Below are 16,957 nucleotides of genomic sequence, written 5' to 3' on the forward strand. Positions count from 1 at the left end.
TCCAACATCACAAAACAAATGGTACTTGAATTTTTTTGTTTTAGAAAGCCATCAAATTTATTGTTTCGATGGATAAAGATTAAGAGTAATTAGACGCCATTGTGCATAGGATTCGGCAGGTAGCCCTTTAAATGGTGAGCATCTTTTCAAAGCAGCTAGCCCTGTCGTCAACATGATTCTTTGTGCACTTGCATCGCCGCCAATAGGTGTCAATTGTGGCTCACCAATAATGTCTCCGTTGGGGCCTAACTCAAAAACGGCTTTGACCATTAATTCTTGGCTGCCTCCTGCTGCACTGATAGGCGGTCGCCAGACATTGGACATACAGCCTTGGATGATAGCACCAACGGTCTGCGCTAGCGCTTCTTTATCACCAATATTTTGCGAGCCACCAAAACCAGCCTCACCCTCACTGCGCCTAGCACCGCCACCTTGGGTTCGCGTTCTATCAACCATTGCAGTTTGTGGATTATTATTGATTATATCTGCAACATCTTCACCAGCGGCGGAGCTTGCTGAAGGCTTTGGTGTATCCGTCGGCGTACGTTCGGTGGTTTTGGCTGTTGCTTGCGGGCGTGCACCGGGGATCGGTGCATTTGTGGTTGGCAATTGCGGTACCGGTTCGACTTGCGTTGTTTCTTGTGGTTTTACAGCTTCTACTGGTTTTGAAACTGTTGGTTGTGGCTCAACTGGCTTTGGTTCTTGCGGCTTTGGCTCCATAGGTTTTGGTTGAAGCTCATCTTGCGTTGCGGCTTGTGTTGGGATCTCCTGTGGCTCTGGTTTTACGGGCTCAGGCTTCGGCTCAACCGGCTTTGGTTCTTGCGGCTTTGCGGGCTCTGGCTTGACAGTATTTGGTTTGTTTTGGTTTTCAACAATTTGTGGCGTTGGTGGCTCAGCCTTTGCCGTTACCTGTGTTGCATCCATTGCACCACTATCGGGCGTTGTTTCAATTGGTTTATCCTGCGGTGGTACAATATCAGGTTTAGCGTCAGGCTTACCTGCGGTTGGCTGGTTTGCATTGACATCGCGCGGCTTTTCTTTTGGTTTTAACGGTGTCGCAACATCAACCTCACCATCGCCGACATTTTCTGCAGCCGGCTTAACTGCAGGTTTTGTGGTTGGCTTCGGAGCAGGTTTTTCGGATAGAGGCGAAGTTTTATCACCCTCGCGTATTGATGCTTTATCGCTAATTGGCACCAGCGTAATCGGCAATGCTTCCGTCAATGTATTTTCAAGCGGCTTTGGTACCGCATTAAAACTAATAAATGCGATAGCAAGTGCGAGTGCGTGTAACCCAACCGATGATAAAAAACCTGACTTCATATTTTTCTACTTATGACTCTTGGTTGTAATTGGTAATTCTTGGCTATAATTGACTGCTACCATCATCGACCATTATTTGAAGGTGAGCTAGCAAGGGCAATATTACTAAAGCCAGCTTTTTGAATAAGATCAATAAGATCAAGAACTGTTTCATAATTGGCACTGCGTTCCCCTTGAACAACAACACGCTGTCCAAGCCCTTCTGAACTTAAAGCACCTACAGCTTTAAGATGAGGAACGATTTCATCACGCGGATAAAACTCTTTTTTTATCGCATAACGCCCATCGGCGGTAACCGACACGGTTAAAGGTTCCTTTTGCGCCGAAATAGGCCCAGCACCCGATTTTGGTAAATCCATAGGTACGCCATTAATTAAAAGAGGTGCAGAAACCATGAAAATAATCAATAGAACCAACATAACATCCACCATCGGCGTCACGTTAATCTCACTCATTAAAGCACGTTTACCGCCTCTACCCCGTCCGCGCCGTCCATGGCCACTTCCTGATCCACCAACCGACATCGCCATGATTAAAACATGCCTCCATCATTATTGCGCCGATCAAAAGAACCGCGATCTTGGCTTGTACGATCAAAAGAATCGCGATTAGGCGATACTGGATCGGGTGCAAGGCGATCGCTATTATTGCGTTCTTCTACGGGGGTAGCACGTGGGGCTGCTGCTTGCTGTTGGGCAAATTGATTGGTTTGCTGTACAGGGCGCTGCGGATTAGATCTTTCATCAATCTGGCGTGAAAGAATGCCAGAAAACTCGTCTGCAAAACCTTCAAGTTGCCCACCAATGCGTGCAGCATCAGCGCTTAATTTATTATAGGCAATAACCGCAGGAATAGCGGCAAGCAAGCCAATGGCGGTTGCAAGCAAAGCTTCGGCAATACCGGGAGCCACAATAGCAAGGCTAGTATTTTGTGATTGGGCAATGGCCTGGAACGAGGTCATAATACCAATAACAGTACCAAAAAGACCGATAAAGGGTGAAGCAGAACCAATGGTTGCCAAAAGCCCAAGGCGCGATTCCAATCGGTCTGTTTCACGTGCAAGCGCCACATCCATTGCTTTATCAATACGCATTTGCAAGCCAAAGGGAGAGCGGGCGCCTTTTTCAAAGGATTTTTTCCATTCACGCATTGCGGCCATAAAGACTGTGCCCATGCCGGTTACACGGCGCTCATCAAGGTTGCGATAAAGATCTTCCAAAGATTGGCCAGACCAAAACACTTGTTCAAAGCGCTTTATGGCACGGCGCGCATTGGCAAAAGCAATCATTTTATCAAAAATAACTGCCCAACTCCAGATTGAAGCGATCATCAAACCGAGCATAACTAGCTTGACAATCCAATTGGCCTGCATGAAAAGGCCTAAAAGTGTAACATCCGCAACAGGAGCTATCGCGTCCATAATTATCTATCCTTAAAATGTCTACCCTTACACATAAGGGCTTCCTTCGTTTTCGCTCATAGTTTTGATGCGATATTTTACTTTTTGATTTAGTAAAAACGTCAATCTGTACCGCATTTTTGTTGATGATTTGCTAAAGGTTATATGGCTAAAAGCCTCACCAGTTCTACTAATCACATGTTGATGTATAAGCTTGAAAGATTTACGCATATTTAATTGCAAGCAATCTTTTACATCTTTTATTTTTGGCTGCTAAATTTGGTGAAACAAAGGCTGAAACTGGCCATCAATTAGGTATTTTAGCGGCTTTGTCAGCGTCGTTTGCTTTTAAAGTTGTAAAATTGGAAAATTATGGGCATTGCCAATCCAATGTGATCTTTCAAAAATAATGCTTTGCTATAAATGTATTGTTTTTCATATGGTAAAGGAGGTAGGTTTTTCAAGTTTTAAATATATTGCGATGATCATGGTTGGGGGGAGACACGAAATTGCAATATTAATGGCGCATTTTTAATTTTATAGCCTAATTCTTGATGTTGTCGTGAGCTGTTCCATATAAATATCTCATTAATGCGCAAAATGAGAAGATATAATATTAGCATTTATTGGAAAATATCGCTTCTATTTGTAATTTAAGTGGTTTTAATTTAAGTATATTTAATATATTTAAACCTACATCTTTAAAAAATCAAAAATGATGACACGTTTAAAAAATAGAAAAATTTGAGCAGATAGAAATCGGCTAAAAATCGAGGAAAATACAGATGATAAACCTCAGAAACGCCAAGCGTATTGCAATCATTGGTGGCACAATGGAAGCTTGGTTTGCAGCCCTTACCTTTCGGCGGATATCAAGCACAGAGGTAGAGGTTATTGTTTATGATGACGAGCAAAAAATCAGTCAGGGCTTAGGCGCAGGTAGCTTACCGGTTCTAAGTGCGGCTTTACAAGCCAATCAAATCAATATTGATGAATTTGCCTTTGCTACAGATTTGACCATTAAACTTGGTTCATCGTTTGAAAATTGGCGCCATAGCGGTGACAATGATGTTTTTTTTCATCTGTTTCATGGATTTAATCAAGGCGTAGAAGAGCTTGATGTTATTGCTAATCGCACCTACCCATTTTTGGCAGGGCGGATTGCAAAAAACATGGATTTGGTGGGCTTTTATCCTGGTTTTTCCATGTTTACCCAAAATGTTCCGCAAGTTCAAGCTAATCTAATTTTAGGCGCTCGCAAAAGTGGTTTAATACCATCTTACCATTTTGATGTGCAAAAATGCCTCACCTATTTGAAAAATGTTGCGATTGGTCGCGGTGTTAAACATCAGGTTATGAAAGTACACAAACTTGTTTTGGATGATGAGGGCAATACAACTGCTCTTAATACCGACCTTGGTGATATTAAGGTGGATTTTGTTGTTGATGCGGCAGATACAAAGCGTTTAAGTCTTGGTAAAGCTTATCAAAGCAAATGGCACTCACTTAAAGAACAATTTGCCGTTGATCGTGTTTTACAATTTAATGTAGAGGCAGCCTTAGTAAACCCACGGCTTTTCACCCGTTCCATTGCAATGAAATGCGGTTGGTTACAGTTAGTGCCACTAAAAAATCATATTAGTGCTAGTTACTTCCTTGCTTCTAAATATACGAGTGATGAAGCCGCATTGAAAGAAGCGGCAGATCTACTTGAGCAAAAGATTACTTTTGCAAATCCTGTGGATCTTGATCAAGGATATTTTGAAAGCAATTGGCATAAAAATACTCTTGCTGTAGGTCCTGCCGTCGGCTTTATTGAGCCATTGGTTTCAGCAAATCTTGCACAGTTTTTCTCACTTATTTATAAGGTTGAGCAAGCGGTGATTGAAGGGCATGGTATTATTGGTGAAACAACCATTAAAGCCATTAATAAGGATCACGCAAAAACTTTTAATGAAATTGTTGATTTTACCCGATTGCATTATGAAACACAGCGCAAGGATAGTTCTTTCTGGCGCGATGTTAAAAAACTTACCCGCTCCAAAACCTATCAAGAATTGCGCAAGGTATTTGCTGAGCGTTTCCCGCGCGCTGTAGATTTGGAAAACTATTGTGGCTTTGGTTGGCCGCCCTTGTTTGCACCCCTAGACTGGATCACTGTTGCGAGCGCTATGGGAATTATTACACCACAAACGGCGCTAAGTGAATTGGACGTTATGCCAAGGGAAATTTTTGAGCAGGTTGAACGATATCTGCAAGGCTAGAGCTGTTTTTCAATGCATGCAAATTATACTGCGCCAATGCGCACTGACTTATTGTTAAGGGTCAATCATGATTAATCTTAGAAATGCTAAACGTATTGTTATTATTGGCGGTGGAATCGCAGGTTGGTTTTCCGCGCTTACTTTTCGCCGCATCGCGGCTCCTGAAGTCGAAGTACTATTATTGGAAGAAGGCGCAGATGACAATAAGAATGCTATTAAGGGCGGTTTTTCAAATCTGGTTTTTGGACTGCAAAAAAACGGCATTAATATTGAGGAATTTATAAATGCGACCAAGGCTACCGTAAAGTTTGGTTCTTCCTTCGAGGGTTGGCGTAACGGTAGCTTCAATGATATTTATTTTCATTTATTCCATAGTCTTAACGGTGGCAGTGAAGAGTTGGAGGGAACAACCAATCGAACCTATCCGCTGCTTGCAGGACGTATTGCCGCCGGTCTTGATATGTTCAGTTATTTTGCTGGTTTCTCGTTGATTAATAATAATGCAACGCAAGCGCAAGCTCATATTGCGCTTGCCTCTAATCGGACTGGATTATGGCCATCTTTCCACTTTGATGAAAACAAGATGGCTGATTTTTTAAAAACCGTTGCTAAAGCAAGAGGTATTAAGCACAAGCATTTAAAAGTTGAAAAACTTATTCTTGATAAGGATGGTAAGACAACAGCTCTAAAAACGCCCGAAGGTAATTTGGATGTTGACTTTGTTATTGATGCTTCAGGTTTGCGCCGTATCGGTATTGGTGAAACCTATAAGCAAAAATGGCAGTCTTTCAGCAAAGAACTGATTCTGGATCGTATTCTGCCTTTTACCATCAAGCAGCCTAATGCAAATCCTGCGCTTTATACACGTTCTATTGCTATGCAAGCTGGTTGGATGTGGCAAATTCCGCTTAACGATAAAATCGGTGCTGGCTATGTGTTCTCTAGCAAACACAGTGATGAACTTGCCGCAATTAAAGAAGTTGAAGCCTATATTGGACATGCAATTGAACCGCAGGCGGTAATGCAATTTGATCCGGGGCATTATGAAAATGTCTGGTGTAAAAATGTCTTGGCTGTTGGCTTGTCATCTGGATTTATTGAACCCCTAGAGGCGACATCCATCGGCCACATGCTGCGAGTTCTTGAACGATTTGAAAATATTGTAAATGATGGCCACGGTATTATTGGTGAAAACACCATAGATACCTTCAATCAAGATAATCAAGCAGGTTGGGGTGAAATGAAAGATTTCCTTCGCCTTCATTATGATACCAGCCGGGAAGATACGCCCTTTTGGCAGGACGCTAAAAATGCAAAGCGTTCAACAGAATATCAGGATCTTTGCGAAGTCTTGAAAACACGTATGCCGCGATTTGTTGATCTTGAAGCCTATGCCGATTTTGCTTGGCAACCAATGTTCAATACAACCAGTTGGATTATGGTTGGTGCGGCACTTGGTGTTATCCCGCAGCAAGCTGCCTATGATGAACTTGCCACCCTGCCAAAGCCTATTTTTGACGAAGTACAGCAATATCTCATGCGGCAAAAGCAATTATTATCGCAATAATCCAATCCACAAAAAATCAATCTAATCAAAAGGCTGTGATGAGGAATTTAGCGCATCACAGCCTTAATTTTATCAATGCTGCAGTTATCCGAATATTCATAGCGCGCTTCAGGTGTCTGCTATAAAATTTATAACGGGTTGAATAAGCCTTTTAATGATCTAAAAAGTTTAAGAGACAATAATTGTAAAAGCGATGTGATCTGTTCGGTGATGATAATCAAACTTTAAATGATATTTGCAGCAAAGGTCTTTGAAGTCTTGTTCAGCCAATGGATCATCGCTCAAAATTGTTAGCCTGTCACCCGATGCTAAATCTTTTAACCGCCGCGCGGTTTTTAAAATGGGCATCGGGCATTTAAGGCCACGCAGATCATAGATTATCGGCTTAAGAAACCCAGCCATGACTTTTTCTTATTTTCTTGTACAGGTACTAAGGCAGCCGTTTGCTGATCTGATGAATTTTGAACGGCACTACTTTGTTGCGTCTGTTCAGTTGTTGGCTTTGCAGCAGGTGCACTTGCATTAGTTGGCAATGTCGTATTTTTTGAGGCTTGATTTGCTGAGGCTGGAGCAATATCTGGCGCGCCACTACGTTCAGTAGATGCAGAACTCAAAGATGGTGGGGTACGACTTACCTTTTCACCCCTTGCGCGCCGTGCGCTCCAATCAGCAACAAGACGTGCTTCTTCAAGACCGGCAATGGATGGTGAAGCAGGTTTTTTTGATTTCTTGTTTATTGCCTCTGAAAATGCCGAATTGTATTCAGCTTGATAGGCGGCATAGGCGACAGGCAAACTCTGTGTTGGGGCAGGGCATGCACCAGCTGGCGACAAGGGCTGACCGCTTGTGCTTCTGCGATTAAAGACATAACGCTTCTCACAAACATCAACTTGCGGCGGCTTTTTGGTCGCTTCAAAAATGTCATAACCTTCCTTTAGCATGCGCCAAAAGGAATAATTGGCGTCATTGCGATAACGCGCCATATTGGCAGCGGTCATGCGAAATGGAAATGCTTGTACTTGGAATTCATGCTGGCCGCCCCTAAAGGAATCGCGCCCAAAAGCATAAATTTCAGCAATGCTTTCATCGGTCATTGAATAGCAACCAGATGACGAACAAGCGCCATGTACCATTAAATGGCGCCCTGTACGACCATTGACAGCATCATAGGCATTAGGAAAACCAATGTTAAAAGCAAGATAATAATTAGAGTTTGGATTCATTTGGGTTGGGCGAACTGTATAGAAACCTTCAGGGGCTTGGCGGTCTCCTTCAATGAATTTAGGCCCTAATTTACCTGACCATTGGCAAATCTCATAAGTTGCAATTAAGCCATATTGTCCATTTGATTTTTGTTTCCAAACTTCTAAAGCGCTTTCTTCCTTGAAAACGCGAATGATAATAGGCGATGTTTTTGGCATGCCCATTGCTGCCATTTTTTGTTGGATTTTGGCAGGTAATTCGCGCTCCGCGCGGCCTGACATAGATAGACTACCTCCGCCACTACCACTACCGCCTTGTTGACAGCCGACAAGTGCCATGCTTGAAACCATAAGCGCCGCAAAAATAGCAGTTTTTATTTTCATGGATAACTCCTGCATCCGTCAAAGCGTATCATATACGCTGCAAATAGGTGAAAGTTTAAAAAAATCACCTTGGTTAAACAAAATCCAATATTCAACAGCTTTCATAAGCTATCATTTTTATCAGCGCTATTTTGATGAAGCCATTTGTGCTTTATCAAGCATAGCAATAAGCATGTATTGCGGTTTGTTTATTTTAGCCAAATTATGCTTTATTTTCTAGCATAATAGTAAGTTAAGATAAATGCTTGGTTAATAATTAACCGCAATAGTTTTTTAAATAACTATAAGTTCTTCACTTGTGCACAGACCGTTCTTGCTGCATTTTTATTTTCTGCCGATGTTACAACATAATTCTTGCCGCAGGTGACAGTCCGCGCTGGAATATACTCGTTTTGAAAAAGGTCATAGGCTGGTTTTAATTGTTGCCAAAAGGCCATTTCAGGGTGGTCATCAAATTGGGCTAAATTGTCATCACTCATTTTAAATGGAAAAATATGCATTGGTATGGATTTAGCCCCACCCTTAAATGCTTCACGTAGCAAAGCGTAAATTTCTTCAATCCTGTCATCACCCATTGCTAGGCAACCAACCGATAAGCAGTTGCCATGCACCATGATAAGGCTGCCAGTATAATTATTATTGCGATCGCGCAAATTTGGGTAACCAACATTAAAAGCCAGATGATAATTAGACTTTGGGTGGAGCTGCTCTTTAGTCAAACTATAAAAGCCTTCGGGCACTTGATAATCACCCTCTTGGCGCTTTTGGCCAAGTTTTCCTGACTGTTTGCAAATTGTATAAAAGGCAAGTGGTTTATAGGTACCTTCAGCACTTTGCTTCCACACTTCTAAGGTATTTTCCTGTTTGAAAACCCGAATATAGATTGGGCTATCAATTTTAAGATCAAGGCTTGCCATACGCGCGGACAAATAGTCAGGCAAAGGCTTACTTTCCTTGGCTATTGGACTTGCATTTACTGCTTGATAAGCAAATACTATATTAAATGCGATTAAAAGAATGGCAACGGCAATTATTGATGCCAAATTATGGCACAAATGAATTGCGGCAAGTTTATAGCGCCAATCAATCATTGCATTGTCCTTTCTTTTAATGGCTTTATGATGATCAAGTTATGAGCAGTGGTATATTGCTTTTTAGTTAAGACCAATTTGAGATAAAATGGCGTTTTATTAATGGCGAATGACAGTTTTTTGTATTGGTGGTAAATAATTTGTTAATTTTTGCAGGGCCGATTGATAGCAAAATGGCAGCGTTTTTTGGGGGGTAGTATGAGCAAGCAAGAACAAACTGTGTTGAGATTGGTATTTCCTCAGTGGCAGGGCGGTAATAATCCGGCCTATCAGATGGGAAGTACTTTGCTAAATTTTTTAGCGCCGCAGCCAAGTTTTGCAGTTGAGCAAGTTAATGTCGCTAGTGACAATGAACAATCGCCATTGCAGCTTGAAAATGGAATTATCGGGCGCGAGGTTTTATTAAAACAAGCCGATGAAGCGCGCAAAAAAATAGACCAGCATCAACCGAAAAAAATAGTTGTTTTTGGTGGAGATTGTTTGGTTGATTTGGTTCCCTTTGCTTATTTAAATGAAATTTATAATGGTGATCTTGCTGTTGTTTGGCTTGATGCCCACCCTGATGTTATGACGCCAGAGGTTTTTCACAATGCCCATGCTATGGTTCTTGGCAATCTTTTGGGTAGGGGTGATGAAGATTTTGTCAAACGTGTCAAGCAACCAATAAAGCCAGAAAATGTCATGTTTGCAGGTCTTGGTAAAACCCTGCCATTTGAAACGGATTTTATCCATCTACATAATTTGAAAATAGCTAGCGCCAGTGGTTTAAAAGCATCAAGTGACAGTGTGATTGATTGGCTAGGCTCGATTAACGCTAAATATTTAGCCGTTCATTTTGATCTTGATGTTTTGAATGTCAAAAAGTTTCATTCAATTTATTTTGGCAATCCAGATGCTGCAAGCGGTGATTTTGATGATATTACACAAGGTGAAATGTATTTTCCAGATATAGTACGACTGTTGAGTGATGTTTCTGCACATGTAGATATTGTTGGACTTGGTATTACCGAATATTTGCCATGGGATGCTATCGCCCTTAAAGATGTTTTGGCAAAACTACCAATTTTACGCGATGGCGGCTAGCGTAGTAATCCTTCATTAAAAACGATAATAAAAAAATTTTTTGAACATTGTTCATTTTTTTCTTGCTAAACAAAATAAGGCAAGCTATAGTGGGCTAAGTTCATTTTAAGACGGGAGTTTAACATGACGAGCGTAAGCGACAAAGAAGGCTTAGGTGCTGCAGGTGGCGAACAGGGTAGCTCGCAAAAGGGCACGGCTGAAACAACACTACAAGTAGAAAGTGTTGAGGCGGTCATGGTGCAGGGTCAAGCGGGAGACAATCAGAATGGCGATACCCACAAGGTTGCTCGTCAATCCTTTAGCCAAATAGAAGGTGAATTTGCCGATAATCCACCAATCGCCAATTTGTTAACATCCCGCCGGTTTGGGCCTTTATTTGGGGCGCAATTCTTCTCAGCCTTTAATGATAATTTTTTAAAAGTTAGCCTAGGCTTGTTCATTACTGTAACGCTTGCCAGTGAATCAAGTGAGTCGCTCAACACGTTAGGGACAGCTATTTTCATGCTGCCTTTTTTATTATTTTCTGCAACAGGCGGCGAATTAGCCGATCGCTTCGATAAAGCACGTCTTGCACGGTTTTATAAATTAATTGAAATATTTGTTGCCGCTGGCGCAGCGTTGGGGCTCATCTTAGGCTCAGTACCGATTTTAATGATTGCTTTATTTATGTTTGGTGTTGGGTCTGCTTTGTTTGGTCCGATTAAATATGCAGTTTTACCAGAGCAAATTGCCCGTACCGATTTACCCAAAGCAAATGGTTGGGTGGAAGCTGCAACCTTTATTGCAATCCTTGCAGGCTCCGTACTTGCCGATTTTAGTTCTTCTGGTGGTCACGGTTCATCCTATCTCACTGCAACTTTGATGATTGTTTTTGCGGTATTTGGTTGGATATGCTGCTGTTTTATGCCTTACCATGGCGCTGCTAAAGCAGATCTAAAAATAGATAAGAACTTTGTGCGCACTACAGGTCGCCTGCTGCGCGAACTTAGACGTGAACGTAAATTATTCACCGTATCCTTGATGATTTCTTGGTTCTGGTTGGTTGGTGCTGTTTTAGTACCCATGACCCTAGTTTTTGGTAAGCAGCTTGGTCAATTTGCTCATAGCAGCTCCTTCTTTCTTGCGGTTTTTGCCATATCCATTGCTATTGGCTCAGCTATGGCTGTTTGGGCGTCAGCTGGTCGTATTGTTCTTTTGCAATCGGTGTTTGGCAGTATTGTCTGTGCCTTTGCTCTTCTTGATGCTAGTTTTACCGTTAACGGCATGGGAACTGATCAAAAAATCCTTACTTATAGTGAATTTTTCATGGTTCCTGGCACAATCCGTTTGGCCTTTGATCTTGCTTTTACCGCTATCGGTGGCGCATTCCTTGTCGTACCGGGGTTTGCGGCTCTTCAAGCATGGAGCGCACCGCAAAGTCGTGCCCGTGTTATTGCGGCTAACAATGTGCTGAACTCTGGCATCATGGTTATTGGTGCGCTGGTCATCGCTTTTGTGCAAAGCGGCAAGGTATTTTCAGTGCAATTATTTACCGGTGCATCCGAGCATAGCGTATTAATAGGCTTATCAATTGCCTCATTCATCGCGTCATTTTTTATGTTGCGTTTTTTGCCAACCAATCCATTTCGCGACTTTATCACTATTTTATTCCGTGCTTTTTTCCGTCTTGAAGTTAAAGGACTTGAAAACCTCAAAAATGCCGGTGAAACACCTATTCTTGCCCTTAACCATGTATCATTTTTAGATGGTTTATTGGCACTTGCTATTACCGATAATACTATGCGCGCTCCAGCTTTCGCTATTAATTCGGTTATCGCACGCCGTTGGTGGATCCGCCCATTCCTAAAATATATGAACGCATTTCCAATGGATCCAACCCGCCCCTTGGCAGCACGTAGCCTAATTCGTGCGGTTAAAAATGGCTCGCCGCTGGTTATTTTCCCTGAAGGCAGGATTACGGTTACCGGTAGTTTGATGAAAGTTTATGATGGCGCGGCAATGGTTGCAGACCGCACCAATGCTAAGGTTGTGCCGATTAAAATTGATGGATTGGAGCGCACATTCTTCTCACGCCTTTCTGGTATTGCTGTGCGCCGCCAATTTTTCCCTAAAGTGCGCGTGACTATTACTGCACCGGTTGAATTAGAACTTGATCCTAAGCTGAAATCTCGCGCTCGCCGTCATGCTGCCGGTAACGAATTATACCGCATCATGTCCGATCTTGTTTTTGCAACCTCAGGTCATGATGGCACAGTTTTGGATGCTTTGGTAAAAGCTGGTAAAGATTATGGTATGAGCCATGATGCGATTGAAGATCCAATGCGTGGTTTGATGAGTTATGGCCGTATGCTTACCGCTATCCGTGCTCTTGCGAAACCCCTTGCCAAACATTTGGCAAAAGACAGCAATGTTGGCTTAATGATGCCAAACTCCAATGCTGCAGCGATTACCTTTTTTGCCTTGCAATCTGCCGGTAAAGTGCCAGCAATGATGAATTTTTCAGCCGGTCTTTCAACTTTAACCTATGCAACAACGGCGGCTGAAATTAAAACAATCGTCACATCGCGGGTATTCTTACGCCAAGCACGCCTAGAAGAACTTGCTGAAAGCTTAAAAGCCGTCAATATCCGCTTTGTATTTTTGGAAGATATAGCGAAAGAAATCAACTATTTAGCAAAAATAACTGCTATGGTTATGAAAACACGTCCCTTGGTTAAAAACCGCCAGCATCACGATCCTGCAGCTATCCTTTATACATCAGGTTCTGAGGGTACACCAAAAGGTGTGGTATTATCTCATGGCAATATGTTATCGAATGTTGCACAAGCTGCAGCAAGGGTCGATTTTAACAGTGCTGATCGTCTTTTCAATGTTTTGCCAATGTTCCATTCTTTTGGTTTAACGGCAGGTACTGTCTTGCCATTAACATCGGGCGTGCCAGTTTACTTTTACCCATCACCCTTGCATTATCGCATCATTCCAGAAGCGATTTATTCATCTAATGCTACCATTATCTTTGGTACCGATACCTTCTTAAATGGTTATGGCCGCAATGCCCATCCTTATGATTTCCGCTCAATCCGTTATTGTTTTGCAGGTGCAGAGCCAGTAAAATCAACAACCCGCGAAATGATGATGAATAAATTTGGCATTCGTGTGCTTGAAGGTTACGGCGTTACTGAAACCTCACCTGTTTTAGCACTCAACACCCCCATGTATAATAAGCCAGGTACGGTTGGTAAATTATTGCCAGCAATCACTCCGCGCCTTGAAGCGGTTGAAGGTGTTGATAATGGCGGTCGATTATTTGTTTATGGCCCAAATGTCATGGCTGGCTATTTACGGGTGGAAAAGCCCGGTATTATTGAGCCACCTGTTGATGGTTGGCATGATACAGGTGATATCGTCAATATTGATGATGAAGGTTTTGTTACCATTCTTGGCCGCGCGAAACGTTTTGCAAAGGTAGGCGGCGAAATGGTGTCACTATCGGCGGTTGAAGCAATGGCCTCGCGTGCTTTCCCAGGCGTTATGTTTGGGCGTTGTAACTCTAAGCGATCCTAAAAAAGGCGAGCGTATTGTGCTTATTAGTGAAGAAGAACAAGTAAATCGACCAGATTTATTAAAGCTTGCACGCGCTGAAGGTATCCCTGAACTCTTTGTGCCATCGCGAATTATTTATGGAAAATTACCCTTGCTGGGCACTGGTAAGATTGATTATCCAGCCTTAAAAAAACAAGTTGAAGAAGCTTAATAGAGCAATCACATTTGATTGGTATAAAGTTTGAAAAATGGCCGGCATCGGATTGTGGTGCTGGCCATTTTTATTTCATGCATTTTTAGCGCCGTTTAAAATAGCCGTGATGTAACCGCTATGAATCTTTTACTCATTTAAGGGGTATGCCTATCAGCATATGGTGTTAATTTCTTAGTTTGTGTGCTTATTTAAAATTTTGAAAGATTGCGGTGAGTTTTTTATCCTCATCAAAATAGAAGGATAAATCCTTAAAATTCCATCGCTCTTCATTGATTTTGGTGAATGGTAAATAATCCTCTATACATGCTTGGCTTTTGCCAAATAAATATAGGTCATCATTAAAGACATCTTTTAACGAGCTATTTGTATAAGGTTCCACTGAAAAGTAACTTAATGCATTTTTGTGGTAGCCAAATTCTAATTTGAACATTCCATCCCATAGAACGAGCAACGCCGTATCTTTTTTTTCTATTGTTTCATTAATTGGAAAAAGTTGCATCACACTTTCAATCGAAAGCGCTTGCTTGAGCAGGTAACCTTTTTGGATCAGCATTGTTGTTTTTAAAACAGGCATTTTTAGCTCTTAATCGATTAAATCATACATGGATAATTTATAATAATAAAACTGCAATTCAAATTAACGGGTAAAAATACTGCGTAAAGAATACCAAATCGAAATTATTGGCAAAAAAAACGGGTATGATTTTCACCATACCCGTAAAACGCTTTTACTTATAATGCGCAAAGTTTATGATTTACTCTGAGGCGTTTCATCATTTTCAGCTTTGCTATCATCAGCAGGCTCGGATGATTTCATATCTTCGCCTTCAGTTGGCTTTTCGATATCAAGCTTAACACTGCGGCCTGCCTTTGGCACACCGGAACTACGGCTTGTTTCATTACCAAGATTTCGTGATGGCTCTTTGCCTGCCATAACTTCGATAATTTCTTCGCCTGTTAAGGTTTCATATTCAAGTAAACCTTCAGCAAGGCGCACCCATTCATCTTTCTTTTCGAGTAGGATTCGTTTTGCTTCTTCATAAGCTTCATCAACAATTCGGCGCACTTCAGTATCAATAATTTGCGCTGTATGCTCGGACATAGTTTCTTGTCGCGGCGGGCCATAACCTTCTTCTTGATTGCTACCATAAGCAACTTTACCAAGCTGATCAGAAAAGCCCCATTTGGTGACCATAGCACGAGCCAATTTGGTGGCTTGTTCAATGTCGGATGATGCACCAGAGGTGATATTTTCCTTGCCAAATTTCAATTCTTCAGCAATACGGCCACCCATTGTAATGGCAATGCGCGATACCATCCATTGATAGCTCATGGAATAACGATCACCTTCTGGCAATTGCATCACCATACCAAGGGCGCGACCACGCGGAATGATAGTTGCTTTATGGAGAGGATCGGCTTTTGCAACATTTAAAGCAACAACCGCATGACCTGCTTCGTGATAGGCGGTTAATATTTTTTCGTCTTGTGTCATCGCGGTAGAGCGACGCTCTGCCCCCATTAATACTTTATCCTTGGCATCTTCAAATTCTTGCATGGTAACAAGGCGTTTATTGCGTCTTGCTGCCATAAGGGCTGCTTCATTGACCAAGTTCATCAAATCCGCACCCGAAAAACCGGGTGTACCACGGGCAATAACTTTTAAATCAACATTGGGAGCTAGCGGTACATTGCGCACATGCACTTGCAAAATTTGTTCACGGCCAGCAACATCGGGATTTGGCACAACAACCTGACGATCAAAACGACCTGGACGAAGAAGCGCAGGATCAAGCACATCAGGACGGTTGGTCGCAGCAATGATGATGACATTTTCATTGGCTTCAAAGCCATCCATTTCAACCAATAACTGGTTTAATGTTTGCTCACGCTCATCATTACCGCCGCCAATGCCGGCGCCGCGATGACGACCTACGGCATCAATTTCGTCGATAAAGATAATACAAGGCGCATTCTTCTTGCCTTGCTCGAACATATCGCGGACGCGGCTTGCACCAACACCAACAAACATTTCAACAAAATCAGAACCGGAGATGGTGAAAAACGGTACATTTGCTTCGCCGGCAACTGCGCGGGCAAGCAAGGTTTTACCCGTTCCTGGAGGGCCAACAAGTAATACGCCGCGTGGAATACGTGCGCCAAGGCGTTGGAATTTTTGTGGGTCGCGTAAAAATTCAACCACTTCTTCCAAGTCATTCTTGGCCTCTTCAACACCTGCAACGTCATCAAAGGTAACTCTGCCATGCGCTTCGGTTAATAGCTTGGCCTTAGATTTACCAAAGCCCATAGCCCCGCGTGAACCGCCTTGCATTTGGCGCATGAAAAATACCCAAATAGCAATAAGAATAACAATGGGTATGATGGTGCCAAGAATGCTTACTAGTGGGCTTGAACCGGTACTTTCAGGTTTAACCTTTATGCCAATATTATTATCTTGAAAGGCTTTGTAATCTGGTTCCTTAGGGCCAACAGTTTTAATAAGCGTGCCATCGGTAGCAGTTGCAACGATATTTTGGCCGTCAATAGTAACTTCTTTAATTTGCTTATTATTAACACGCTCTAAAAATGTTGAATAATCAATCTCGCCACTTATTCCTCGTTGTCCAGTTCCCTGAAACATTGAAAATAGTGCAATAATAACAACTGCGATAATACCCCACAGGACAACGGAACGGTAATTCGGGTTCATATCAAATCCATATCTAAGCCAAAGGCACTTATAATTTTGTCAATTCTTTTGTATTCTTGTCATAGTTTTCACCGACAAAACCCCAACACAACATCTTGCGCGACATGTCGATTGTCAAATTCATTCATAAACAACTAAAAGTTGCTATAAATACTTCTCTGGCATATTCCCAGAAGA

10 protein-coding genes and 2 pseudogenes are annotated in these 16,957 nt (G+C 42.2%); 4 read left to right on the forward strand and 8 right to left on the reverse strand.

The genetic code is table 11. From position 1 onward, the window contains the following. Positions 1-57: 57 nt before the first annotated feature. The 3 genes and pseudogenes from H3299_RS01535 to tolQ form a co-directional block, all read right to left on the reverse strand. Positions 58-1,323, reverse strand: coding sequence for a hypothetical protein (locus tag H3299_RS01535; RefSeq protein WP_182418587.1), 1,266 nt, complete (start codon positions 1,321-1,323; stop codon positions 58-60). A gap of 62 nt (positions 1,324-1,385) precedes the next feature. Further along, positions 1,386-1,853 carry an ExbD/TolR family protein gene (locus tag H3299_RS01540; protein WP_182418588.1) on the reverse strand — a complete coding sequence of 156 codons (468 nt, stop codon included), beginning with the start codon at positions 1,851-1,853 and terminating at the stop codon, positions 1,386-1,388. A 194-nt stretch (positions 1,854-2,047) separates the two neighbouring features. Further along, a pseudogene (gene tolQ, locus H3299_RS01545) lies at positions 2,048-2,743 on the reverse strand (protein TolQ); the annotation flags it as partial. A gap of 764 nt (positions 2,744-3,507) precedes the next feature. On the opposite strand from tolQ, the gene H3299_RS01550 reads away from it, so the two are divergent. Beyond that, positions 3,508-4,986, forward strand: a complete 1,479-nt coding sequence (locus tag H3299_RS01550; protein WP_182418590.1) for a tryptophan 7-halogenase — start codon at positions 3,508-3,510, stop codon at positions 4,984-4,986. Positions 4,987-5,053: 67 nt separating this feature from the next. Next, entirely contained in the window at positions 5,054-6,553 is a 1,500-nt protein-coding gene (locus H3299_RS01555) for a tryptophan 7-halogenase (RefSeq protein WP_182418591.1), read from the forward strand. A gap of 168 nt (positions 6,554-6,721) precedes the next feature. Here H3299_RS01555 and H3299_RS01560 read toward each other — a convergent pair whose 3' ends face one another. The 3 genes from H3299_RS01560 to H3299_RS01570 all read right to left on the reverse strand — a co-directional run bounded on the left by H3299_RS01560 (position 6,722) and on the right by H3299_RS01570 (position 9,230). Next, positions 6,722-6,955 (reverse strand): sulfurtransferase TusA family protein, encoded by a 234-nt coding sequence (locus H3299_RS01560; RefSeq protein ID WP_182418592.1) that lies wholly within the window; start codon positions 6,953-6,955, stop codon positions 6,722-6,724. Beyond that, a complete protein-coding gene (locus H3299_RS01565; RefSeq protein WP_246708106.1) occupies positions 6,931-8,139 on the reverse strand; it encodes a murein L,D-transpeptidase family protein in 1,209 nt (402 codons plus the stop codon). The genes H3299_RS01560 and H3299_RS01565 overlap by 25 nt, the downstream gene beginning before the upstream one ends. A 281-nt stretch (positions 8,140-8,420) precedes the next feature. After that, positions 8,421-9,230, reverse strand: a complete 810-nt coding sequence (locus H3299_RS01570) for a murein L,D-transpeptidase family protein (RefSeq protein ID WP_182418593.1) — start codon at positions 9,228-9,230, stop codon at positions 8,421-8,423. A gap of 198 nt (positions 9,231-9,428) precedes the next feature. On the opposite strand from H3299_RS01570, the gene H3299_RS01575 reads away from it, so the two are divergent. Together H3299_RS01575 and H3299_RS01580 are read left to right on the forward strand one after the other, a co-directional pair. Then, positions 9,429-10,313, forward strand: a complete 885-nt coding sequence (locus H3299_RS01575; protein WP_182418594.1) for an arginase family protein — start codon at positions 9,429-9,431, stop codon at positions 10,311-10,313. A 336-nt stretch (positions 10,314-10,649) separates the two neighbouring features. Then, positions 10,650-14,067: pseudogene (locus H3299_RS01580) on the forward strand (acyl-[ACP]--phospholipid O-acyltransferase). A gap of 187 nt (positions 14,068-14,254) precedes the next feature. On the opposite strand, the gene H3299_RS01585 reads toward H3299_RS01580, so the two are convergent. Together H3299_RS01585 and ftsH are read right to left on the reverse strand one after the other, a co-directional pair. After that, positions 14,255-14,644: a hypothetical protein gene (locus H3299_RS01585; protein ID WP_182418595.1), complete on the reverse strand. Its 390-nt coding sequence runs from the start codon at positions 14,642-14,644 to the stop codon at positions 14,255-14,257. A 174-nt stretch (positions 14,645-14,818) separates the two neighbouring features. After that, positions 14,819-16,780, reverse strand: coding sequence for an ATP-dependent zinc metalloprotease FtsH (gene ftsH, locus H3299_RS01590; RefSeq protein WP_182418596.1), 1,962 nt, complete (start codon positions 16,778-16,780; stop codon positions 14,819-14,821). Positions 16,781-16,957 lie beyond the last annotated feature (177 nt).

This window comes from Bartonella sp. HY038, assembly GCF_014117425.1.
Taxonomy (GTDB): Bacteria; Pseudomonadota; Alphaproteobacteria; order Rhizobiales; family Rhizobiaceae; genus HY038.

What these genes read in the sequence shown, in the direction of transcription:
- H3299_RS01535 (WP_182418587.1), bottom strand. Translation starts at nt 1,323, where the DNA reads ATGAAGTCAGGTTTTTTATCATCGGTTGGGTTACACGCACTCGCACTT.
- H3299_RS01540 (WP_182418588.1), bottom strand. Translation starts at nt 1,853, where the DNA reads ATGGCGATGTCGGTTGGTGGATCAGGAAGTGGCCATGGACGGCGCGGA.
- H3299_RS01550 (WP_182418590.1), top strand. Translation starts at nt 3,508, where the DNA reads ATGATAAACCTCAGAAACGCCAAGCGTATTGCAATCATTGGTGGCACA.
- H3299_RS01555 (WP_182418591.1), top strand. Translation starts at nt 5,054, where the DNA reads ATGATTAATCTTAGAAATGCTAAACGTATTGTTATTATTGGCGGTGGA.
- H3299_RS01560 (WP_182418592.1), bottom strand. Translation starts at nt 6,955, where the DNA reads ATGGCTGGGTTTCTTAAGCCGATAATCTATGATCTGCGTGGCCTTAAA.
- H3299_RS01565 (WP_246708106.1), bottom strand. Translation starts at nt 8,139, where the DNA reads ATGAAAATAAAAACTGCTATTTTTGCGGCGCTTATGGTTTCAAGCATG.
- H3299_RS01570 (WP_182418593.1), bottom strand. Translation starts at nt 9,230, where the DNA reads ATGATTGATTGGCGCTATAAACTTGCCGCAATTCATTTGTGCCATAAT.
- H3299_RS01575 (WP_182418594.1), top strand. Translation starts at nt 9,429, where the DNA reads ATGAGCAAGCAAGAACAAACTGTGTTGAGATTGGTATTTCCTCAGTGG.
- H3299_RS01585 (WP_182418595.1), bottom strand. Translation starts at nt 14,644, where the DNA reads ATGCCTGTTTTAAAAACAACAATGCTGATCCAAAAAGGTTACCTGCTC.
- ftsH (WP_182418596.1), bottom strand. Translation starts at nt 16,780, where the DNA reads ATGAACCCGAATTACCGTTCCGTTGTCCTGTGGGGTATTATCGCAGTT.